This is a genomic window from Aquipluma nitroreducens (assembly GCF_009689585.1).
Classification (GTDB): Bacteria; Bacteroidota; Bacteroidia; order Bacteroidales; family Prolixibacteraceae; genus Aquipluma; species Aquipluma nitroreducens.
Window position 1 is genome coordinate 2,208,470 of the sequence record NZ_AP018694.1, and the last position, 23,345, is coordinate 2,231,814.

Here is a 23,345-nt window from a genome sequence, read left to right on the forward strand (position 1 = left end):
ATGATAAAGTCGAAACAACCGGAATCAGGCACAGTGATCGACTTTACCGAGCTTTGGCAAAAATCCCGGCTTTTAATAACAGATGAGTTTGTTTCTCCGCCTGTAATTGTGAAGGTTGACGATTCAATCATTTGTACTTTGGGAAATTTCAGTGCTTCAACCGGTAAGGCCAAGAGCAAGAAAACATTCAATGTCTGTGCTATTGTTGCGGCTGCTTTATCCAACAGTACGGTGTTGAATTATTCAGCCTCTCTGCCGGAGGGTAAACGCAAAATTCTGTATGCCGACACCGAACAAAGCGCCTTTCATTGCCTGCGAATATTGAAACGAATACTGAAACTGGCCGATCTTCCTTTAGACCAGCAACCTGAATCTTTGGAGTTCCTTTCTCTTCGAAAGTATTCCCCGAAAATACGGCTGGCCATCATCGAAGAGGCAATCTGCCATACTGAAGGTTTAGGGCTTGTGATCATTGACGGAATTCGCGACCTGGCTTACGACATTAATAGTCCGGGCGAATCAACCGATTTGATTACCAAACTGATGCAATGGACAGATGAAAGGTTGGTACATATCCACACGGTTCTACACCTGAACAAAGGGGATGACAATACACGCGGGCATCTGGGAACAGAACTGAACAACAAAGCTGAAACCGTTTTGCAGGTTACCAAAGACGAGCTTGACAAAGACATCAGTTCGGTATCATCCATGTATATCCGGGATATCGATTTTAACCCGTTTGCCTTCCGGATCAACAGCATTGGATTACCTGAACCTGTGGAAGATTATCATCCCAAACAAGCCGCTTCTCAAAAAGGCTTCGATTATCACGAAGTACCGGAAGCCAGGCACCAAGAAGCGTTGGAAAACTTATTTGCTGATGCTGAACTGATCTCGTACAGCAGCCTGATTGATAAGTTACAGAAAAGTTATGCTCTGGTTGGTTATTCTTTTGGTGTAAACAAAGCCAAATTATTGAAAGTATTCCTGGAAAATAAACGGATGATTCTCAAAGACGATAAATCATACCGGTTTAACCTTGATTTTCACTTTTGACCGGTTTAGTTTAGTCTGGGTATATATATAATAAACCATACTAAACCTGTTTAAGGAGTTTAAACCGGTTTATCGTACCAGGGTTCCGGTTTGGTTTAGGTTAAACCGCTTAACTAAACTCCATTCCGGGTTTATCAAATAATCAGGCAGGCCAAAAGAAAAAGATACGGATATAAATACGATGGTATGTATAGCCATTGGTATGTTGGTGCATAGGTACATCAGTACGTTGGTACAACAATACAACAGCACGTCAATGTGTCAATACAACAATCATTCATTCAATTAATCAAACATTAAACTTTAATAACATGAATATCAGTGAAGCAAAAAACATAGACATGGCAGAATACCTGCAATCCATCGGAATAACTCCCTGCAAAAAGCAAGGGAACAGTCTTTGGTACTATTCACCTTTCAGAAATGAAACAGAACCCTCATTCAAGTTAAACCTTGCCTTAAATCAATGGTATGATTTCGGACTGGGTAAAGGCGGTAATATTATCAGTTTTATCTTGGAGCAAAACCAAACTGACAATGTTTCACAAGCACTTCAAATCCTTTCAGGTAAAGCTTTGGAAATTAAGCCCCAATCTCTTTCTTTTCGCCAGCAGGAAAATCTACCTTATTTCGAGGATATTCGGGTTAAACTTCTTGAAAACTTCGCACTAATTCAATACCTGAAGGATCGTCAGATTCATATTATCTCAGCCAGAAAGACCTGTAAAGAGGTACATTTCAGAACCAAAGGCAAGGCTTATTTTGCCATTGGATTTGAAAATAATCTCGGCGGATTCGAATTGAGAAACAAGTACTTTCAGGGAACTTTGTCCCCAAAGGGAATTACCCATATTCTGGCCGGGAAAGATACCTGCTGCATTTTTGAGGGATTTATGGACTACCTTTCATTTCTTACCATTGCACAGAAACAATCTCCTGGTCTAGGCAGCATACGTAAACAGGATTACATTATCCTAAATTCCGTAGCTAACGTTTCCAAAGCAATAAGTGTTATCGAAAATTATAAAGAGAAGTATTGCTATTTAGACAATGACAAGGCCGGAGTTTCGGCTTTCCTTGAGATTCAGGAGAAATGCGGACAAAATGTAAAAGATATGTCTGCCACATACCGGGAACACAATGACCTGAATGATTACCTCTGCCAGAAGAAAAAGACCTTGGACTTACCTCAAAAATTAAAACAACCGAGACTAAAACGGTAAAACGTAATCCGGCGGGCAATCTTTGGTTTTATCGGGGGTAAGTTGGTGTTGTGCCCAGACCTGTAACCCAGTAGCAGAATAGCGAATTATGAATAATTCTGAACCGAAATAAATAAGTATGAATGGAAATAAACATTTTCGAATAGAATCAGATAATTTATTCAGCATTAGTCCTATTCATGCAGAACTATCCCGTCTGAGTGAGGAGCAAGTTTGTGTATCGGTCTGCCCGATACCTTGCTCTGCGAGGCTAAAAACATCCCGTCGGTCTAATCGGAACAATTAAATCACAAATTATGAGAACAATCAAAAACAGGAATATCGGTGGCAGGCCACCCAAAGCACCTGCCGAAAAGAAGGGTTATAAAATCACGATCAAAATGGACACTGAAGAATACTATACCTTAAAAGCCAAAGCACGTGATGCCGGGATTAACCGCAGTGAATTTATCCGCCTTTGTATCCGGTCGAGCGTGGTAAAGCAACATCTCACATCGGAACAGATGGGATATATCCGGCAACTTAGCGGGATGGCCAACAACGTTAACCAGGTTGCACATAAAGCCAATGCTGCCGGGTATTCTGATGTACACAGGCAATGCCTTTCATTAAATGAGCGGTTGGATAACGTAATTAAAAAAATTGAAGATGATTGCTAAAATTGTACAAGGACATGGTTTTCGTGGCGTGATAAACTATGTCCTAGATAAAGACCATTCTCATTTGATTTATTCTGAAGGAGTAAGGCTGAAGGACAAAGAATCCATTATTCAAAGTTTTGTTGTACAACAAAAGCTAAATCCGAAAATAGTAAAACCGGTGGCGCATATTTCGCTGGACTTTTCTGTTCAGGATAAAAACAGGCTGACCGATCAATTTATGGCTGGTATGGCACTGGAGTACATGGAAAAGATGGGATATAGAGATACTCAGTACATTATTGCCCGACACCACGACACAGACCATCCACACATTCATATCGTAATCAATCGTATCGATAACAATGGAAAGCGGATTTCGGACCAGAATGAAAAGTTGCGCAATACCTGGGTTTGTATGGAGCTAACCAAAAAGTACGGACTTTATATTGCTTCCGGCAAAGAGAACGTGAAAGAACACCGGTTAAAAGAACCAGATAAAACCAAGTACGAAATCTATCATGCCCTAAAATCGGCTATTCCAAACGCCAAGAACTGGAAAGAACTAAAATCAGAATTACTTCAGTCAGGTATTACGATTGAATTCCGAAAAAACGGAAATACAGATAAAATCCAGGGAGTGCGGTTTGGAAAGAATGGGTATGAGTTTAATGGTTCCAAGATTGATCGGTCTTGTAGTTATTCCAAAATCAGTTACCAGTTATATCTGAATGAAAAGCTACACCAAAGTGAAGGCCAGCATCATTCAGCGACTAACCAATCGGATCAACTAAACCGACAGGACAACACGATGGATTTTTCTTCTGGACTTGAAAATGCAGCTTCAGTATTGGGAGGACTGTTCGATTTCATGAACCCATCACACCATTACGATGAAAACGAGGCTGATTTTTTAAAAGAGCAAGCCCGAAGGAGGAAAAAGAAGAAAGACAACCAATACAGGCACAGATTGTAACCAAATTAAATCAAAATTTATGGGTAGCAGCAAAATGGATTCTTCGGCAGTTTATACACTGTTTGAAGAATTAAAACAAAAAATAGATGAGCAGAGCCAAAGAGCCAGGCACAACACTAATAGCCAAACTGATTCAACTTCTGATTCGGATGAGATCATATCGCTGATTGAAGATCTAAAAGTTAGGATTAACCAGCTACAGTGTAAGCATTCGCTGAAGTGCGTCAACTAATTTTGCATGTCAGTCTATAAGTTTGCTTTTTACTTCAAAGACAAACGACATGTATAATGAGAAAAAATTCCGGGCCATCTATGACGAGTTTCTGGCATCGGGCCTGACCATTCGGGATTATTGCGCCAATCAACAAATGAATGAGGCTAAGTTCTATTATTGGCAACACAAGCTAAAAGGACTATTGCCACCTAAAAGTGGATTTATCCCGGTGGTTTTTGAGAATGGTGGGCAAGCCCAGTCGTCGCGGGTTCCAGCCCCGGTGCAGGTACAATCGACAACCTTTTCAACATCGGGAGCCAGACCCCAAACCATCTCCTGTGAGATTAGCTATCCGAATGGGGTGTGTTTAAAGCTGAACGGTTTGCCCGACCCACAGATATTACGGTCGCTGTTGGTTTTAACGCGCCGGTAGGATGTTCAGCCTCACTTCGTCAATGCGGTATTACCTGTATTCGTACCCAACGGATATGCGCCGGAGTTTTTACACCCTGAGCGGAATGGTGACCAACCAGATGGGGCGCAACGTGCAGGACGGGGATGTTTATATCTTTATCAACCGCCCGTGTACCAGCATGAAAATCCTGCACTTGGAATGCGGTGGTTTGGTGATCTATCACATGAAACTGGAATCGGGCAGTTTTAAACTACCGGTTTTTGATGAAAGTACCAATACGTTTCAAGCCAGCTGGCAGGAGTTGATGCTGATGGTACAGGGTACCTCACCGGATGGAAAAATGAATAAAAAAAGATGGGAAAAACCTTCGAAACAGTAGATTTTACTTGGTTTTTAACTTGTCTATACGGTTGATATTTAGTATCTTCAAGCCATCAAAAGCAAGTAAAAATGACAGTTGAAGAAGAGGGTTTTTTACAGCAAATTCTGGAAGAACGTGACCGGCTTTTTAGGGAAACTTCCAGGCTTAAAAGTCAACTTTCCAACTTTGAAAACTTCGATTCAGAAAGATCCACTTACCAAAAACAAATTGTCGGAAAAGACCAGCTGATTACCGAAAAAGATCGGGCAATCAGCCAACTGGATGAAACAATTAACAAGCTGAAACAACAGATAGAGATGCTCCAGCGAAGGATCTGGGGCAAATCCAGTGAACGGTATATCAATGAGGATCCCCTGCAACGAAAGCTCGATTTTGAGGGACTTGACCTGCTTCCGGAAGAAAAGGAACTTGCAACCAGTGCCAAAGAGGAGATCGAAAAGTACAAGACCATCCGTGTTATAGAGGTAAAGGAGAAAAACCATCCGGTACGCAAACCGCTGCCCGAAAGTCTACCGAGAGAAGAAACCCACATTTATCCACAGCACATTGAACTCGAGAATTGGATAGAACTGGCTCCGGAAATTACAGAAGTTCTGGAACGCGAATCTGCCAGATGGTATGTGCGCCGGATCATCCGCCACAAATATGCGTTGAAAGATAAAAGCCAGGATGTGGAAAAGCAAATCATTACAGCTCCCATGCCCGTACTTCCCATAGCAAAAAGCTATGCCGGGGCAAGTGTTTTGGCTGATATTATCATCGACAAATATGTGAACCATCTTCCTTTCTATCGTCAGATCCAGATGTTCAAACAACAGGGTATATCCATTGCACCTGCAACCATTAACGGCTGGTTTCAGGATGTAGCCGACCTGATCAGGCCTACTTATTACCGGTTAAAGGAGCTGGTGCTGGCTTCGGATTATATACAGAGCGATGAAACAACGATCCCGATTATAAATAACGAAAAGCACACCACGATAAAAGGATACATCTGGATGATCCGTGCGGTTATGGACAACCTGGTCTTTTTTCATTACGACCACGGTTCCCGGGCACAAAAGGTCGCACTGCAATTGTTTAAGGATTTTCAAGGCGTAATCCAGACCGATGGTTATGCCGTTTACGATATTTACGAAAACAAAAAGGGCGTTCTGCCCATTGGGTGCTGGGCTCATGCCCGGCGTAAATTTGAAGAGGCTTTGGCAGAGGACAAAGTCAGGGCTTCTTATGCGCTGGAGCAAATAGGACTGCTCTATCAGGTGGAGAGGCAAGCCGATCAGCAGCAACTCTCTTATGACGAGCGCGCCGATCTTCGTTCCCGCTTGGCTTATCCTATTATGGTAGCCTTCGAAAAATGGCTGCTAAATGAATACCCCAAAGTTTTGCCCAAAGGGCGTATCGGAAAGGCTATCCGCTACACCTATAACATTTACCACAAGTTGACCCGATACCATTTGGATGGTCGGTTGAAAATTGACAACAATCTCGGAGAAAATGCTATCCGTCCAATTGCCCTAGGCCGGAAGAATTGGTTGTTCTGTGGAAACCACGATGCAGCCGAAAATGCAGCAATCATGTATTCCATGCTGGGCTGTTGCAAGGCAAGCGAAGTAAACTTCCGCGAGTGGCTGGTATACTTTCTGAATAACATCCACAATTACGATAACGATTACAGCAAGGATCTGGCCGAATTACTTCCACACAACTTCAAACTTCAAAACCAGATTTGTAACAGTTCCATCTCCTAAGCCTCTCAAAGTTCTCCGAACATTTTAGAGAACCTCTGAAAGTGGGTTGCTGGTTTTCTAAGAAAATATAACGGAGTTTACCGAATGCTTACGCTACAGTTTACCCCGGAACAGATAAAGAACCTCGGACAGATTGCGGCATATTCGGTTAACAAGGTAAATGAAAATTTTAGTAAAGCATTTGCTGAACTAAAATCAGCAATCAAACCAATCGATGAAAAGATAAATCAGTTAAAGTCTCAACAGAGCGTGGTTATTCGCAACGAACATGTTTTTACCATCGATTTTCGAAACAGCAGGGCTGCCCTAACAATGATTTCGATGGCGTTAGTCATTTTATTATCATTGGGCTGTCATAAATGGCAATTCGATAGAAACTGGCAGTTAAAGGACAATGATCTGAAATACCGGTACATCAAATCAATTAACGGGATTAGTTCTGAAAATCTAAACAAACTTGAGAGGATTTTTAAATATCCGAGGGATAAAAAGAAAATTGAAGAAATTCGAGAAAAAGTGGAAGGTTACGAGAACAAATTTAAAGATTAACTAATTCTGACAACTGCTAATTCAAAAGCAAAAACTTATAAGATACCCTGTTTACTTGCATTAAAAACAGCTTCTGCAATATTCGCCACTTGCATTTTTTTTAAGATGCTCGTTTTATGATTTTTAACTGTTGAAACTGATAAATGCATTATAGATGCTATCCTATCCATACTATACCCCATGGCAATACATTTTAAAACCTCAGACTCCTTTTTTGAAAGCTTTTTAACCTCAGATTTCTTAAATAATTTCTCTTCCCTAATAAAATCACAGCGTGTGTGGTTGTCTCGCATTATTACGTGAACATCTCCCGAACTTTTCCTTGAAGAAAGCGTTACCAAACAGATAGCCATCCATATATTTCCATCTTCAGTTAAAAGTAATGGTGCTAGCTTATGGTTGATCATTACCAAACTATTATTTGATCTATGTTTTAACTTGAAATCATAAGAAATGGTAGCATGTTCCCGTCTTTCGACTGGCAACTCATAAAAGAATTTGAATCCCGCTTCATTCAACTCGAATAAGAGTAATAAATCTTCATTAGAGATGCACTCTCCGTAAAAATCATACCCTAGTTTTAAAACCTCTTCCTGAGAATATCCACTTAAAAATAGCGGATTTGAAGAAACGTAAAAGAAACTCTTCCGATAGTAATCAATGATATAATAACTCAGATCACATAATTTCGAAATAGCTTTAAGCGCATTTAGATATCCTTCAACTAGAGCATAGTTATCGCTTCCTATGTACTGGGTTGCCTTAATCGGCTCAAAAAAATGAGAAATATTACGGTCCATAATCTTAAATGCTGATATTCAACTTTATCCATTTATCCTATTTCATTACCCAAAAAGTATGAATAGCTTGGCTAATATTAACAATAAATAAAGAGATATGAAAGATTTAGTAAAGAATTTCGATGCTTTTTCTGTTTGGAGAATAATAGGAAAGACAGAACTAAAAAAACTAAGCAGTCTGGTATTAGATGTTAATTATAAGCACCACCTAAACCAACATTATTTTCCGCAAGAAGAGTTAAAAAAAATTTACCTGGAAGATGTTGCATCGTTACCAGATTCCAGATTTTATGCCATTTACGATGGAAAGGGTGAAATTATTGCGGCCGTAAAATGTCAAAAATGGAATTATTCGACAGTGCTGGCAATAGAAAAAGACTTTATGGTTGACTTAAAATATTTCATTCATGGTTTAAATTTTGAACCAAGGGAAGTATTTCATATTGGAAGATTTGTTATTGATCAGGATAAGATCCGAAAAAACAAAGACCTTAACCAAAAGAAGCTAAGTATATTAAAGCTTTTGATGCATTATGCTTTGCTTCCTGTTTTCGAAAATAGTTCCAATATATTTTTCTGTGAATGTGATGAGAAGTTATATTCTAAACTTAACTTTCTGGGCCTATATCCGAAAATAATAGGCTCTCCTAAGGTATATCTAGGCTCTAAAACCATTCCTATCTATTGCGACCATCGTGGAATCGAGAAATTCTTTTACACAAGCAAAAACATAGAATATGTATAATAGAAATTATCTTTATATCAATGGTGAAAACCAGAAGAGAATAAAAAACTTGCATATTCTGGTTGGAGGATGCGGTTTAGGAAGTGTTATAGCTGAATGTGCTCTGCGGCTTGGATTTGAGAATATTTGCATCATTGACGGAGACAAGGTCGAACTCTCAAATCTAAATAGGCAGAATTACATCCGTACCGATATTGGTAAATTTAAAGTTGAATCGTTAAAAGAACGGTTATTGCAGATTAATCAAGATGCTCGTATTGAAGCAATTACTGAATTTCTAACTAAGGAAAATATTACTGGCTATTTAGATAAAGGATTTGATGTGGCCATTAATACGATTGATTTCACCTCTGACATTCCATTTTTGTTTGATGAAATTTGCTGTGGCGCGAATATCCCGGTATTGCATCCGCTCAATTTGGGCTGGGGAGGAGGTGTGATTGTAATTGACCAACACAGCCGAAAACTAACTGAATTACAAACGGATTATAGAGGTTTTGAGTTATGTATGGCTCAACACATTCTTAAGGAACTAATGCAAATAGAAAGCGTTCCCGATTATTTACCCAGTATCATTGAAGAATACACCAGAATAAAAAAACCTGGTGTTTCTCCTCCGCAACTTTCAGTTGGTTCATTTTTGATCGCATCCATTTGTACAACTTTAATGTATGACTTATGCCTGAAAAAAAATGTAAAAACATTTCCTGAAATATATTTTGAAACCGTTTAGCGAGAAATGCTCGTTTAGGAAAAATTTAGTTTGTCTAAAAGTCCTAATTTTCTGATTGCTTTTATCAATTTTCGAGTATGTTTTTTGCTAAATAGAAACAGTTCACCTTCTTCGTTTATTAATTTTAGTTAATAAATGTTAATTTCCCATATCTGTCGGGCAAAAATCAATATCAAACTGGGCAATTAGTGACAAAAACTGTGACAGATACTAAATAAACTCATTCTCGGGGGATATTTATCTCAAAGTCCTATTTTTTCTTGATATCATTTGGGTTAAAATTGAACTATTGTATACTCAACTTTTGGACATCAACTATGTATTCAGATGTGTCTGCTCCTTTTTTAAACTTATACACCAGAGATGCTTATGTATATAAAGGTATGAATTTTAAGATTAACGGATATTCCATCCCTTGCATCAAAGAATAAAACGCGGATCCCGAAAAGCATATAGAGTAGGATACTGCTTGAAGATTTGCTCTTATGAAAAATGACATTGGTTTCACCTATTGTAACTGACTCAAAATTATACATATGAGAATAGTATTCATTAAGTATTCGATTGCGGTTCTGTTATTGGTTTTTATTCTTGGCTGTAAAAAGACCGAGCCAATACTGCCAGATAATCCATTAAACGGAAAGACCACAGCAGTTTTTAATTCGTCAAAAAGTTACGGATCGGTAACAGATGTTGATGGTAATACCTATAAGATCATAAAAATAGGCGACCAGGTTTGGATGGCCGAAAACCTGCGGGTTACGCATTACCGTAACGGCGATGCCATACCAAACATTAAGGACACCACCCAATGGGCTAACCAAACCGAAGGTGCCTGGTGCAACTATAACAATACCGAAGACCTTACTGCAATTGCCACCTATGGAAGGCTTTATAACTGGTATGTAACGCAAGATACAAGAAATATTGCCCCCAGCGGGTGGAGAGTGGCTGATGTAATTGATTGGGAAATACTTATAGAAACTCTTGGCGGCGACACCATTGCATCAAAGCACTTAAGGGAAACCGGAATTTTGCACTGGGACGGGCCCAATAATGCCGACAACAGCAGTGGGTTTACTGCATTGCCCGGGAACTGGCGATATTTTAAAGGAGGTTATACGATTGAACCTGGTCTTTATGGCGCATTTTGGACATCATCAATCTATTCCAGCACATCCGCACCCTTTCTTTCCTTAGGCTCATGGAGTGACCCCCTTATTTTTAAGGGTATAAATTATAAAATTAACGGATATTCCATCCGTTGCATCAAAGAATAAAATGCGGATCCCGAAAAGCGTATAGAGTAGGATACTGCTTGAAGATTTGTTCTTATGAAAAGTGACATTGGTTTCACCTATTGTAACTGACACAAAATTATACACATGAAAAAAGTATTCAGGAAGTATTCGATTGCTGTTCTGTTATTGGTTTTTATTCTTGGCTGTAAAAAGACCGAACCAATACTGCCAGATAACCCATTAAACGGAAAGACCACCGCTGTTTTTAACCCCTCAAAAAGTTACGGATCAGTAACAGACTTCGACGGGAATACCTATAAGACCATAAAAATAGGCGATCAAGTTTGGATGGCCGAAAACCTGCGGGCTACGCATTACCGTAACGGCGAAGCCATACCAAACATTAAGGACACCACCCAATGGGCTGCCCAAATAGAAGGAGCATATTGTAACTATAACAATACAGAAGACCTTACTGCGATTGCCACCTATGGCAGGCTTTACAACTGGTATGTAACACAAAACCCGAAAAATATTGCCCCTAGCGGGTGGCGGGTAGCTGATGTCATTGATTGGGAAATACTTATAGAAACCCTTGGCGGCGATACCATCGCCTCAAAACACTTAAAGGAAACCGGAATTTTGCACTGGGATGGGCCCAATAACGCCGACAACAGCAGTGGCTTTACGGCATTGCCCGGGCAGTGGCGCCTTTTTAAAGGAGGTTACCCGTTTCCATTTGGTATTTACGCCTCATTTTGGACATCATCATTATATTCAGAAGTATCTGCTCCATTTCTATACTTATATACCAGAGACACTTATATGTATAAAGGAATGAATTTTAAAGTCAATGGATATTCGATTCGTTGCATTAAAGAATAAAACGGGGGTCCCGAAAAGCGTAACCCAGAGTAGGGAAAAATTAAAACTACCTCAAATGAACAAAATTTATTCAATTGTTTTAACCACCATGCTTCTCTTTCTCATGGCTCCGAAAGTTTGGGCCGCAGATTTTACAGTATCAATTTCCTCTACAGATGGATGTTCTGGCTACATCCAGCCGCTCAAATCAGGCGCCAGTATCCAGTTTCAAATAAACGTTAAAAATATTTGGACTGGTAACTGCAATGTGGGCATCAATAAAAATAACATGGGAATACCTGCCGCGTGGGTTGCTATCGATAATAACAACCAAACGATTACTCCCCAGCAAAGCGTTAACTTTCTGATCACACTAACCATTCCTGCAAACACAAGCGAAGGAGAGTACTCAATGCCTTTATCTTTTAACGCGTATGACAGTTCCAATTATAATCATTCGTTTACTTATACCACTCAGGTAGTTACAGTAGATAATTCGGTGCCTCAACTCCCAACATTTTCTGCCATACCTTCAAGCGGCAAGATTTATGTTTCAGGGTGGAGCAGTTACGATGCTATGTCAAATACTTATACTACAAAAAAACCTTCTTCGGGTATCTCGGGGATAAAAAGCTATACGGTTACCTTAAAAAATCCGGACAACTCGGTTAAAGAGACTCAGACCATAAATGCAACTTCAAATAATTATTATACCTTCCAAAATTTAACAGGAAACGTAAATTACAAGGTAAGTGTAACCGCCACCGATATAGCAGGAAACACGAACGCCAAAGAAATAGTGGTAGCAACCGCACCAGCAGCGCCAACAATGTCTTCCAGTGTGCAAGGTTTTTGTAATATTACTCTCAACTGGACAGCTTCAAGTGGAGCAACTTCTTATAAGTTGTATGATGCTACTCCTTCAACACCTGTTTTGATTACAACAACCACAAATCCTTCATATGTAGTTAATGGATTAACTTCCGCTACAGTTTACAAATTTTATGTTGTCGCATACAACAGTTCGGGTCTTGGTTCCGACGCCGGAAATACTCTTTCTGTTTCAACTTTAACAGTACCAGTTCCAACAATTTCTGGTAGTCAATCCATTTGTTCATCAGGTACAATGCTCACAGTAACAAACGTACCTTCAGGATGCAGTCTTGAATGGGTTCCAGGGCCAGGTCTTAGCCTCTATTCGTCATCCGGGAGCTCAGCAACATTTAAAGCTACCGACAACGTTCCCAGTTGGATTAAAGCCACAATAAATTCAGGCTGTGGAGTGGCATCCTATACTTATGCCGTTGACGCAGGTAAGCCCAAACCTGGTGCTATATCTATTGATTTTGATGCACCACCAAGCCGTTTTACCGCTTCTATTGATGGAATGATTTCTGCTACTTCTTATAATTGGTATTTGGATGGTGTTTTAATTCGCAACACGACAAGTACCCTTCAGGTTTTTAATCGTCAATTGGATAACTGTGGTCATGTTTACTATGTTGATGTAGAAATGGTAAATGGTTGTGGAACATCTGAATTACGCCATGCAGAGGTATCTGAGGATCCCTGTTATTACTACATGGTTTATCCAAACCCAGCAGTATCAGAAATCAGCATAACTCAAAGTCCTGAAATAACGTCGCTATCATTAGCTGCAACGAGTCCAAAACCACGGAATATAAAATCGATAAAAATTATTGATAACAATGGAATTACATATATGAACAAAGTCTATGGTAAAGAAATACCAAATGCTTCGTTGAATATTTCCGCACTTAAAATTGGTACTTATCAGATTATAATAAACGAAGGCAAAGGACAAGAGAGCCATTCGTTTATCAAGAACTAAGTAAGTTAAATGATTTATTCTAATTATTGAATAAACTTTTGACTAGTCCTAAATAAGCGATACAGATTTATAGGACTAAATTAATAGATTCACTGACCGTTTCAAAGCTAGCTTTGAAACGGTCAGTTTTTTTATAGCTTTTAATTTTAATGGTCTGTTGTTTATGCATTTGCTCCGGAGTTAGCATGTGGCAAGACCAATGAGGTCGTTTGGTATTGTAAATTTCAATACTGTCTTTTACTAACTGTTGCATCACCGGGAGTTCTACCCGGTAATCTTCAAGCATAAATTCCTGTTTCAGTATCCCGTTAACACGCTCTGCAACGGCATTGGTATAGGGATCGTACGATTCGGTCATACTGCATCTTACCTTCTTCCTGGTTAAAATTTGCTGGTAGGCATCGCAACAATACTGTAAGCCTCTGTCTGAGTGGTGTATCAGTGTATTGGCTTTGTACGACCGGCTTTTCAATCCTTGTTTTAAAGCACGTATGGCACCATCTGAGCTCAGGTTTTCTGAAACATCATGCCCGACTATCTTCTTGGAATAAGCATCGGTTACCAAGGCCAGGTATTGCTGGTTCTCCCGATTCCCGATGTAAGTGATGTCGGCTACCCAAACCTGCTCCGGTTGCGTTGGAACAAGTTCTGCAACCAGGTTCTTGTGTTTATGGAAACGGTGATGTGAATCCGTAGTTTTCCGATAACTCCTTGCTGGTTTTATCAGCAGGTGGTTTGCCTTCAGGATAGAAAAAAGCCGATCCCTGCCCACTCCCAGTGCTTTGAGCCGATCCTCCAACAAATAGTATAGCTTACGGGTACCAAGACGCGGCAATTGCCGGCGAACCTGATGCACCATCGCAACTACCTGCGAGGCTTTCCCCCGGCTTCGAGTCAAAGAGGATTTACTGCGATAATATACCTGTCTGCTTACCCCGAACAAGTCACAGGCTGAAACTATCGTTTCTTTTCTTTCTTCACGGCTTCGGTCGACTGTTCGGGTAAACATTTTTTTCTGATCGGGATATTGAACTCTTTCTCGGCCAAATCAATCATCATATCAAACAGGACCGCCTTGCGGTCGGCCCGGTCGATCTGGTGCTCTAAAAAAGCTTTTTGCTTCTCCAGTAACTTGACCTTTTGCTCCAGTTCAAGAATCGTTTGTTCCTGGCTCTTTGGCATATGCGATGGAGTTTGGTTTTCCCAATCAAAGGTACCATATTTCCGGAGCCAATTGATGACTGTCGCATTCCCCTGGATACCATATTTACGCTGAGCCCCTTTTAAACTGAGATGACCTCGTTCTACTTCATGAACTACTCCAAGTTTGAAGGTCATCGAATAATCCTTCTGACTGCGCTTAATGTACTCTTTAATAATTTCTTCTTTCATAGTGTTACTTGTTGTGTAACGCTATTTCAGGACTAGACATTTTAACGAATAAAAAGAGGCTGTCTCAAAAGGTCGAGACTGCCTCTTTTTATTTGTAAATATTCAATTCTCCAAAGCACAAATTGACTTTTGATCCAACCTCGTGTATGCCAAACTGTTGCATACACGTTTATACAATTGATTTCACCTCTGACATTCCATTTTTATTTGATGAAATTTGCTGTACTGCAAACAACCCGGTATTGCATCCGCTCAACTTGGCAGGGAAGGTGGTGTGATAGTAATTGACCAACACAGCCGAAAACTAACTGATTTACAACCAGACTATAGCGATTTTGAGTTATGTATGGACTTATGTCTGGGAAAAAATGTAAAAACATTTCCTGAAATATATTTTGAAACTATTTAGCGAAAAATACGAATTTGAGAAAAATCAGTTTGTCTAAAAGTCCTAATTTTCTGATTGCTTTTATCAGTTTTCGAGTATGTTTTTTGCTAAACAGGAATAATTCACCTTCTTCGTTTTTTATTTATCGTTAAAAAATGTTAATTTCCTGTGTCTGTCGGGTAAAAATCAATATCAAACTGGGCAATTAGTGACAAAAATTGTGACACGTACTAAATAAACTCGTTCTCTGGGGATATTTATCTCAAAGTCCTATTTTTTCTTGATTTCATTTGGATTAAAATTGGAAGTACAGAAAAGAATTGACAAAAGAATTATGTCAATCGATTTAGTTGCGGAGTATGTTGCATACAAAAAGAATTGTCAGAAAACAGAAACGGAGTAGCCTTTTTCTTTTTTTTCGTACTTCACTGTAATTTGATGAAAATGTCCACCGCAAATCTTCTGTAATATGTTTATGTATTATTGAAGATTTGCTTTTACAATGAAAACGGAAACAACATAAAAAGGGAAAAGCCCAGTCCCTTTAAAAGAAACTGGGCCGCAATTGTAATTATTTGTATAACCGGGAATGGGTCGCTACAACGATCCTTCCCACAAACTTTTCAAAACTATTAAAAAATTAATGAGTATGGCAGCAATTGCTATGGTTTTAACAGTATTTAATGCTTGTACGAAAGACGAGCTAAAGACATCTCCGGAAGAGGGGATCTTAAAAGCAGGTAAAATAGTCGATGTTTATCTCGAAGGAGACTACCTCGTTGTTAAAAATTTTGGAATTGTTGACAGCTTAAAAAAGGTGTTGCAAAACAAATCTCTTGAAGAACAATCAAGTTGGGAAAACCAATTGGGGTTAAAATCTGCAAAAACATTCAGGGCCCAAGCATCTGATAAACTGGCAGGATTTCAGAATCAGGTCGATGCTGAAAACTACATTAAGGAATTGATCAAAGAAGGTTACTTTAGCATGAGAGATTCCTCTATGTGCTATCCATTTTACAATTTTTCGTGGGATTGTGTATTGAATAAAAATGGAGTTATAAAAATTGGTGACGTTTTGTATTGTTTTCAAAAAGATGCCGAAATTGCTATTTTAGATGGCAAATCGACTACACTTAGGCAATTCCTTCAAAACAGCCAGGGTTACGACCAGTCTAAAGTAAAAGTAATTCCTTTTCAAAAGTTAAAATCAACAACTCCAACCAATTACGGCTTAGTAAAAAATGTTGCACAAAGTGGATCGAACTACAGATTTACGCTTGGATTATTCTGGTCACAGTCTATAATAAATGTTTTTAATGGGGCTCAATGGATTGATGTTCAAGAAGGTGTTAAATACGAATTATATTATCACAATGAAACAAAAACTTCATGGTGGTGGAATGACAACCGAACTTATTTTTATCGGCAACATATTAGTTATGATATGGGAGGTAATTACGACCCGATCATGCAGAATTATTTTAATCGTGTATCGAATTATACTTCAGGAAGTTGGTATTCAGTAAATTCCTCTCAGCTTGCAAATGTTTATGTCGATATAAATACGTGGCATTTTGGATCATGGTATGATATAGGCTCTTTTTTATCCTACCCCGGTGCTACGATTTATAATTTTTGCGACAAAGGAGCTTGTGATTCTTTTGGAGGACAAAATAATCCAATAACATTAACAGTAAATTAATCAGTTATGTCTGATCATGCAATAATTTGCATGATCAGACATATTTATAAAACTCAATATGAAGAAATTATTTTTATTTATTACTGTTTTCTTATTTTCTTTATTCAGTTTTTCCCAGTCCAAAACCGAATTCGGTATAACCACCGAATGCTCATGGGTTACCCCAAAACCGAACAACCGATATTCCGAGCCGAATCGTAACGGTTGGGGCACCGGCATAGGTGTTTACGCTTCTCGAAACATTTTTTGGAAATTCTCTGCTGATGCAGGGTTATTGTTCCGTTACAAACAAATGGAGCAGCATTACACCATGCCAGACATACCAGGCACTAGTACCGGAGACCCTTATGGATATCAGCATGAAGATGGTTGGAAAAAATATGGGCTGAATTATATCGTTGTGCCCATACATCTACAATTACTTTACAGCAAATATGCCTTTATTCGTGGGGGAATTGAGGCCAGTTGGCTAACCAACTACAATCCAGGGAACAAAAAAACAGAATATAACTGGATGGTAGGGATTGGTAGCCAAAAGTATAAGTTAAAATGGTCGTTGAATTATATCCGCGGATTTAAAGAGGTGGGCTTCATGAACGGGCTCTATGAAATGGAAAACGGGAAATATAAAAGCGGCACTATTTACCAAAACAAAATGCTTCAACTCAGCTTATCGTATCCCATCTGGCAAAAAAAATAAAATGCGTTTTTCTATTATACTTTTTATTGTATTACTACCCTATTCTTTGTTTGCCCAACAACGTCGCACTATTTCGGGCTATATTACCGATGCCCAAACGGGCGAACAGTTGTATGCCGCGACTATCTTCGAACAAAACTCACAAGCAGGAACCACGAGTAATCGTTTCGGGTTCTTTAGTTTAAGTCTGCCTGAAGGTTTGGTTAATCTTAAAATTTCGTTTGTTGGGTACATCTCTCAAAGCCGGACAATTAGCCTGAAAGCCGATACCTTTTTAGAGATTGCTTTGAAATCGGACAATAAGTTGGAAGAAGTGGTTGTTAAGGGAAATTCGGGCAGTTTGGCCAACAGCGTCAGCCTGGGACACGTAAAAATTTCATCGAAAGGTCTGGGCAAGTTGCCCTCGCTGATGGGCGAAAAGGATTTGATGAAAAGCATCACGATTTTGCCCGGCGTGCAACAGGGAAGCGAAGGGAGTTCGGGTATTTTCGTGCGCGGGGGTAGCCCCGACCAAAACCTAATCTTGCTCGACGATGTCCCACTATTCAATGTCTCGCATTTGTTCGGTTTTGTTTCGGTTTTTACGCCCGAAGCCATCAACAGCATCGACTTTTACAAAGGGGCGTTCCCTGCCCGATACGGAGGGCGGCTTTCGTCAGTGATTGACTTGCGGATGAAGGATGGTAACAAATTTAAACGCGAAAGCAGTTTAACCCTGGGGCCAATTTCGAGCCAGTTTACCACTGAAGGGCCTATACAAAAAGGGAAATCGTCGTATTTCTTTTCTGTCAGGCGCACCTTGTTCGACTTAATTTTTCAGGGAATTTCGAAACTTGCCAATGCGGATTTTGAAGGTGACGTGATCCCATTTTATGCTTTTCACGACATCTCCGGGAAAATAAATTTCAGGATAAACGAAAAAAACCACCTCTATTGGAGCTTTTACTCCGGAAATGATAAGCTGTCATTCGATTACATTAACCACACTCAATGGGCAGATGGGAAAAATGAAACCCAGCGGGCTTCAGGGACAATACAATGGGGTAATTTAATGACCGCCTTAAAACTAAACACTCGCATAAATTCGCGCATGTTTTTAAATACCACCCTGAGTGGCAGCTTATTTAACTACGGAAATCTGTTTGCCGGAGGAAACGAAACCATCAGGGACAACATCACGGAGAAAAATGATTTCAGTTTTGAATACCTTTCGCAGATACAGTCGTTTGGAATAAAATCGGATCTTGACATATATGGCAATACCGATTCGCCGGTCCAGACGGGAGTTTTTACATCCATGAACAATTATCTTCCGGGTCGCCAGATCATAAAAAGAAACGATGGATCCGATGAAAACGCGAGCCATAAAATTTCGGGGATCGATTACGGCTTTTATGTCGATAAAAAATTCAGGATAAATTCCCAAACGAATATCTCGGCGGGGTTACGAAATGTATTTCAAACCATTGTTAATCAGAAGACTTATTTTGCCTTCGAACCTCGGTTAAGCGCAAACTGGCGACAAAACGACCAAACAAATTTCGAAATTTCGTATGCCCTTATGACTCAAACCATCCATCTTTTATCGAATGGCAACATTGGTTTGCCTACCGATATCTGGGTGCCTTCAACCAGGCAAATTCGCCCCGAAACATCGCACATCCTGTCGGCAGGGATGAAAAAAACGCTGACTAATTCATTAAAACTTTCGGTTGAAGGCTATTACAAACGACTAAATCATGTTATTTCGTTTGCTGAAGGGCAAGGGGTACTGGATGTGGGTGAAAACTGGGAAGGAAAAATTATATCGGGGAAAGGCCGTGCCTGGGGAATAGAGAATGAACTGAGGTACAGTCGCTCAAAAATTGAAAGCTGGATTAGCTATACTCTGGCATGGAACGAACGGAAGTTTACAGAAATGAACCGTAATCGGTGGTTTCCATATGTGTACGACAGGCGGCATAAGATCGATTCGGGCGTTATCTGGCAAATCAGTAAAGGATGGTCGGCATCGGCTACCTGGACTTTCCAGTCGGGAGCGCCGGCAACCTACTCAGGCCTTGATTATTCGGGCTACCCCAATAATTTGAGCTATTCTGTCAGTGATTTTTTAACCGGAAATGCAATAGATGCCAGCCGGATACAATATTATAAGAAAATTAATGGGGTAAGGCTCCCGGCCTATCACCGTTTAGACCTGGGGTTTACCCGCGAATGGGGCTCTTCAGAAAAAAGACGGGCGCTCTCTATAAGTATTTATAATGTATATAACCGGATGAACCCATATCTGATTTATACCAAGGCAAAGCCAAATGGGACCGTAGGCATGAAACAGTTCACGTTATTCCCCATCATTCCGTCAATCAGTTACCGGGTCAGTTTTTAAGATCGAAGCATATGAAAAAATTACACATCATACTATATCTCTTAATCTTCACTTCGTGCATAAAAGATATAGACTTGCCATTCGAAGAATCAGACCAATCGTTGGTTGTCAATTGTTTATTTTCTGAAGACGTGAACTGGAAAGTGATTTTAAGCCGCGTAAAATCGTACAACGACTCAACCGAAAACTACTTTGGCAGTGCACGGGTTGGCATTATCCCAGAAAATGGCGACACCATCCGACTGACTTACGAAAGCAATGGCGTTTACCGTGCCGAAAGCCGTCCGATTAAAGGGATAAATTATCAGCTGGTAGTGAACGACCACGGGAAAATACTTCGTGCGAAAAGTGAAATCCCATCGGCGGTAAAAGTATCTTCGGTGAAGGTTGCCGGTGAACATTCGGTATTTTATTCTAATGCCAATCTCACCGATTACGAAGTTGTTCCAGTCAAACTGGATGTTACGCCAACCGACAAACAAAATTATGTCAGGCTCAGATTTTATTCGCTGAATACAAATAAAATTATGTGCTATGTGGTAACCAGCAAAACCATTGAAACATTGAGGGCGAAGCAATACCCGGAGAAATTTCTCTTCGATCTTTCAGTCCTGATTGGCAAACAAATATCAGGATACAATATTAAATCAGAGGTCCTTTATGGGATTATGTATAAATACAATATATACAATTACCAGTACGAAAATGATGTACTTCCGGCCATCGAAAAAGTAGAAGTAGGGCCTCGTGACGAAACTACATTTCTGATAGAGTTAATTTTCTCAAACAGCAACTGGCTTTCCAATGTATCGCGCGACACGTACAATGTTTTAGGGGTAATTAACCAACCGAAAGAAGCTTCTTTGTTTGTTAGTTATTACACGGTAATGAACAAGAACGGAAGCACTGATTATACCGAGGAATATTGGCTTGAGGCCGTAACGATGAGCGAAGATTATTACAAGTACCAGAAATCATACGTCAACCAGGTAAACAATATTAGCAATCCGTTCTCGTCCACCAACGAGGTTTACACCAATATAGATAACGGAGTTGGTATTTTTGCCGGGTATAACAGACAGATGATTCATTTTCACGACTATTAGAGCCGTATTTTAATCAGTTGAGTAATTTTCACGACAAATTTTTTTACTACAATGCTAGTTAAGTGACCGTTACTTTTAACACATTCATTCCCATATCTGTTTTCTTTTCCGAAAACAGATATAGGAATAGATATTTATAACTTTAGAAATAGTCTTGCTGAGAATTTAAAAGATCAACCACATTAAGGTACTGGCAATGAATTATTTGACGGTCAAAGCCGAGGCAGGTGGGTTCTACTTCTCTCCATTATACTCCAGGGCTGCACTTCGTTCCGCCACCTTTCGTTACATTCCGTTCATTGTCAGCCTCCAGCCTCGGCTACCCTCGCAAGAGTGCTTTCTTCATTCCATTGCGCTCAGGCCAACCCGCAGTTTCATTCCGCTCCCCTTTGGCTTTTCCACCCCACATTTCGGAACTCAAAGCCAAAACAGGAAGCTCCATTTCACCCAACCCTATTCGCTCAATTGCATTCAAACACCACACATGCTTTGCCATCGCAATCAGCGGTATGTCTGTTCACCCCCTGGAAACCAAAAGCCACACCGCCCTTTAATAGTTCAGGTAAAAAAGGATCATTCGCGCATGGCCTTGTGCTTGCAGCCGGTTCGTTTCACTCATTCAACCGTTCGCTGTACCGCTCGTACCTCTCGACACCGCTCACTAATTCGTTTTGTTAACCGCACCAGCTTCAGCACCCACGTGTAAGTGTTTCGTGCCTCAACACCCACACTTTTCCCCACCCACGGCAACAGCATTCCCGCTTATTTTTACCCGCGAATGGGTTACCCCAAAAACCTCTGGTTCCCGATCACTGTCGCTTTATTTTGCCTTTATTGATCGTTTCATGCTATTGAAATGAGAATAACTCCACGCACCTTCCGTTGCCAGTTATTTCCCATTTCAACAGCACAGCATCATTATGCCCGAAATTTGACACTTCCTTTTTTTATAAAATTTGTGTCATAGAGTAAATATCACTTGTCAGATGAAATCGATGAAATAAGAATTGAGCAGATTGGGCCAAAATAGACTGTCAAATAGGGTTACTTAAAAAAACACCCAACCTTACACAACTGGGTGTAAACTTGGGTGTCGTTAGCATAATTTGCTCATTATCAATATTGTTTGTAGTCTCACCGGGAATCGAACCCGGATCTACGGTTTAGGAAACCGCTATTCTATCCGTTGAACTATGAAACCAATTTTAGGAAAAAGTCATTCGTCATTTGGAAACTTTCGAATGACTTTTTCCTATTTGTAAACTGCTGCAAAAATATGCAAATATGCCGTTTATGCAATGGGATGTACATATTTTTCGACCCATAGCCATTCTCAGTCTTGACAAAATTTCTAACATTATATAAAATCATCTATATCTTTAAATATACAATGTGCTTAGAAACATTATAAATTAGTTAATTTACACCGCTTTTTATTGGTTGTCATGCCTCATAACTCTACTTTTGTGGCACGAATAAAAATGAATCTATTATTAAAAATAAAAATCTGTTATTCTTATGAGCAATTTACTGACTGCCTCTATTGGACGGAAACTCCTGATGAGTGTTTCAGGTTTGTTCCTGATTTTATTTCTCTTTGTACATTTATTCCTGAATTCCTTTCTGCTGCTTGATGGCGTTTTCGGATTTGAAAAAGGTCAAATGTTCAATGCCGGAGTACACTTCATGGGAACCAACCCTTTGATCAAAATCATCGAGCCAGTATTGGCTTTGGGATTTATTTTACACATCGTTTATTCTCTGATTCTGACGCTTCAGAACATGAAAGCCCGTGGTCCACAGGCTTATGCTTCTGGGAAGAAAACTTCAGGAGTTGAATTTGCATCACAGAATATGTTGGTGTTAGGTATTGTTATTGCCTCGTTTCTTGCAGTACACATCATTAATTTCTACATGAAAATGAAAGGATTTATTGCCTGGGAAGCCGCCGAAGTTGAATTTCCATTCCTTGGGAATATGGCCAAAGGTGAAGATGCCTATTCGTTGGTAAACGGAACGTTTAAGATTCTACCGATTGTAATCTTATATGTTGTTGGTTCTGTTGCACTTGCTTTCCACCTTTCACACGGATTCTGGTCAGGATTCCAAACAATCGGATGGAATAATACCAAATGGATGCCTCGTTTGAAATGTATCAGCAACATTGTTGCCATTGTTCTTGGTGGTGGCTTCGCTGTCATCGCTTTGGCACAATACCTGTTTTTCTAA

23 protein-coding genes and 1 tRNA gene are annotated in these 23,345 nt (G+C 39.8%); 19 read left to right on the top strand and 5 right to left on the bottom strand.

The window, feature by feature from the left end; translation table 11 throughout:
* The 9 genes from AQPE_RS09230 (at position 1) to AQPE_RS09270 (ending at position 7,207) form a co-directional block, all read left to right on the top strand.
* Entirely contained in the window at positions 1-1,059 is a 1,059-nt protein-coding gene (locus tag AQPE_RS09230; RefSeq protein WP_318350773.1) for an AAA family ATPase, read from the top strand.
* 311 nt (positions 1,060-1,370) lie between these two features.
* Positions 1,371-2,282, top strand: a complete 912-nt coding sequence (locus AQPE_RS09235) for a toprim domain-containing protein (protein WP_318350774.1) — start codon at positions 1,371-1,373, stop codon at positions 2,280-2,282.
* A 296-nt stretch (positions 2,283-2,578) separates the two neighbouring features.
* On the top strand, positions 2,579-2,941 hold the full coding sequence (locus tag AQPE_RS09240) for a plasmid mobilization protein (protein WP_318350775.1): 363 nt from the start codon (positions 2,579-2,581) through the stop codon (positions 2,939-2,941).
* Entirely contained in the window at positions 2,931-3,896 is a 966-nt protein-coding gene (locus AQPE_RS09245; RefSeq protein WP_318350776.1) for a relaxase/mobilization nuclease domain-containing protein, read from the top strand. Before AQPE_RS09240 ends, AQPE_RS09245 begins: the two co-directional genes overlap by 11 nt.
* Positions 3,897-3,915: 19 nt before the next feature.
* Complete coding sequence (locus AQPE_RS09250) at positions 3,916-4,128, top strand: hypothetical protein (protein ID WP_318350777.1); 213 nt, start codon at positions 3,916-3,918, stop codon at positions 4,126-4,128.
* 49 nt (positions 4,129-4,177) lie between these two features.
* Positions 4,178-4,543 (top strand): IS66 family insertion sequence element accessory protein TnpA, encoded by a 366-nt coding sequence (gene tnpA, locus AQPE_RS09255; RefSeq protein WP_318346939.1) that lies wholly within the window; start codon positions 4,178-4,180, stop codon positions 4,541-4,543.
* Position 4,544: 1 nt separating this feature from the next.
* Positions 4,545-4,904, top strand: coding sequence for an IS66 family insertion sequence element accessory protein TnpB (gene tnpB / locus AQPE_RS09260; RefSeq protein WP_318346938.1), 360 nt, complete (start codon positions 4,545-4,547; stop codon positions 4,902-4,904).
* Between the two features lie 71 nt (positions 4,905-4,975).
* Complete coding sequence (gene tnpC / locus AQPE_RS09265) at positions 4,976-6,658, top strand: IS66 family transposase (protein WP_318346937.1); 1,683 nt, start codon at positions 4,976-4,978, stop codon at positions 6,656-6,658.
* 84 nt (positions 6,659-6,742) lie between these two features.
* The gene (locus AQPE_RS09270; protein WP_318350778.1) at positions 6,743-7,207 is read left to right on the top strand and encodes a hypothetical protein; all 465 of its coding nucleotides are present in this window, start codon (positions 6,743-6,745) and stop codon (positions 7,205-7,207) included.
* 35 nt (positions 7,208-7,242) lie between these two features.
* Here the strand turns inward: AQPE_RS09270 and AQPE_RS09275 are convergent, their stop codons facing one another.
* Complete coding sequence (locus AQPE_RS09275) at positions 7,243-8,007, bottom strand: response regulator transcription factor (protein WP_318350779.1); 765 nt, start codon at positions 8,005-8,007, stop codon at positions 7,243-7,245.
* Positions 8,008-8,104: 97 nt separating this feature from the next.
* On the opposite strand from AQPE_RS09275, the gene AQPE_RS09280 reads away from it, so the two are divergent.
* The 5 genes from AQPE_RS09280 to AQPE_RS09300 all read left to right on the top strand — a co-directional run bounded on the left by AQPE_RS09280 (position 8,105) and on the right by AQPE_RS09300 (position 13,442).
* Entirely contained in the window at positions 8,105-8,752 is a 648-nt protein-coding gene (locus AQPE_RS09280) for a hypothetical protein (RefSeq protein ID WP_318350780.1), read from the top strand.
* Positions 8,745-9,485 (top strand): ThiF family adenylyltransferase, encoded by a 741-nt coding sequence (locus AQPE_RS09285; RefSeq protein ID WP_318350781.1) that lies wholly within the window; start codon positions 8,745-8,747, stop codon positions 9,483-9,485. Before AQPE_RS09280 ends, AQPE_RS09285 begins: the two co-directional genes overlap by 8 nt.
* Positions 9,486-10,021: 536 nt before the next feature.
* Entirely contained in the window at positions 10,022-10,765 is a 744-nt protein-coding gene (locus AQPE_RS09290) for a fibrobacter succinogenes major paralogous domain-containing protein (RefSeq protein ID WP_318350782.1), read from the top strand.
* Between the two features lie 105 nt (positions 10,766-10,870).
* Positions 10,871-11,611 carry a fibrobacter succinogenes major paralogous domain-containing protein gene (locus AQPE_RS09295; protein WP_318350783.1) on the top strand — a complete coding sequence of 247 codons (741 nt, stop codon included), beginning with the start codon at positions 10,871-10,873 and terminating at the stop codon, positions 11,609-11,611.
* 55 nt (positions 11,612-11,666) lie between these two features.
* Entirely contained in the window at positions 11,667-13,442 is a 1,776-nt protein-coding gene (locus AQPE_RS09300) for a fibronectin type III domain-containing protein (protein WP_318350784.1), read from the top strand.
* Positions 13,443-13,509: 67 nt separating this feature from the next.
* Here the strand turns inward: AQPE_RS09300 and AQPE_RS09305 are convergent, their stop codons facing one another.
* Both AQPE_RS09305 and AQPE_RS09310 read right to left on the bottom strand, forming a co-directional pair.
* Positions 13,510-14,451: an IS3 family transposase gene (locus AQPE_RS09305; RefSeq protein WP_318348447.1), complete on the bottom strand. Its 942-nt coding sequence runs from the start codon at positions 14,449-14,451 to the stop codon at positions 13,510-13,512.
* A complete protein-coding gene (locus tag AQPE_RS09310; protein ID WP_318348448.1) occupies positions 14,400-14,834 on the bottom strand; it encodes a hypothetical protein in 435 nt (144 codons plus the stop codon). The genes AQPE_RS09305 and AQPE_RS09310 overlap by 52 nt, the downstream gene beginning before the upstream one ends.
* 1,037 nt (positions 14,835-15,871) lie before the next feature.
* On the opposite strand from AQPE_RS09310, the gene AQPE_RS09315 reads away from it, so the two are divergent.
* From AQPE_RS09315 to AQPE_RS09330, 4 genes are read left to right on the top strand one after another with little or no spacing between them, the layout of a single operon-like run.
* The gene (locus AQPE_RS09315; protein ID WP_318350785.1) at positions 15,872-16,924 is read left to right on the top strand and encodes a hypothetical protein; all 1,053 of its coding nucleotides are present in this window, start codon (positions 15,872-15,874) and stop codon (positions 16,922-16,924) included.
* Positions 16,925-16,982: 58 nt separating this feature from the next.
* Complete coding sequence (locus AQPE_RS09320; RefSeq protein WP_318350786.1) at positions 16,983-17,624, top strand: hypothetical protein; 642 nt, start codon at positions 16,983-16,985, stop codon at positions 17,622-17,624.
* Position 17,625: 1 nt separating this feature from the next.
* Positions 17,626-20,010 carry a TonB-dependent receptor gene (locus AQPE_RS09325; RefSeq protein ID WP_318350787.1) on the top strand — a complete coding sequence of 795 codons (2,385 nt, stop codon included), beginning with the start codon at positions 17,626-17,628 and terminating at the stop codon, positions 20,008-20,010.
* Positions 20,011-20,021: 11 nt separating this feature from the next.
* Positions 20,022-21,116, top strand: coding sequence for a DUF4249 family protein (locus AQPE_RS09330; protein ID WP_318350788.1), 1,095 nt, complete (start codon positions 20,022-20,024; stop codon positions 21,114-21,116).
* A 319-nt stretch (positions 21,117-21,435) separates the two neighbouring features.
* Here the strand turns inward: AQPE_RS09330 and AQPE_RS09335 are convergent, their stop codons facing one another.
* The gene (locus AQPE_RS09335) at positions 21,436-21,612 is read right to left on the bottom strand and encodes a hypothetical protein (protein WP_318350789.1); all 177 of its coding nucleotides are present in this window, start codon (positions 21,610-21,612) and stop codon (positions 21,436-21,438) included.
* A gap of 633 nt (positions 21,613-22,245) precedes the next feature.
* Positions 22,246-22,317 (bottom strand) — tRNA-Arg (locus AQPE_RS09340).
* 317 nt (positions 22,318-22,634) lie between these two features.
* Between AQPE_RS09340 and AQPE_RS09345 the strand changes: the two genes are divergently transcribed.
* Positions 22,635-23,345, top strand: a complete 711-nt coding sequence (locus AQPE_RS09345) for a succinate dehydrogenase cytochrome b subunit (protein WP_318350790.1) — start codon at positions 22,635-22,637, stop codon at positions 23,343-23,345.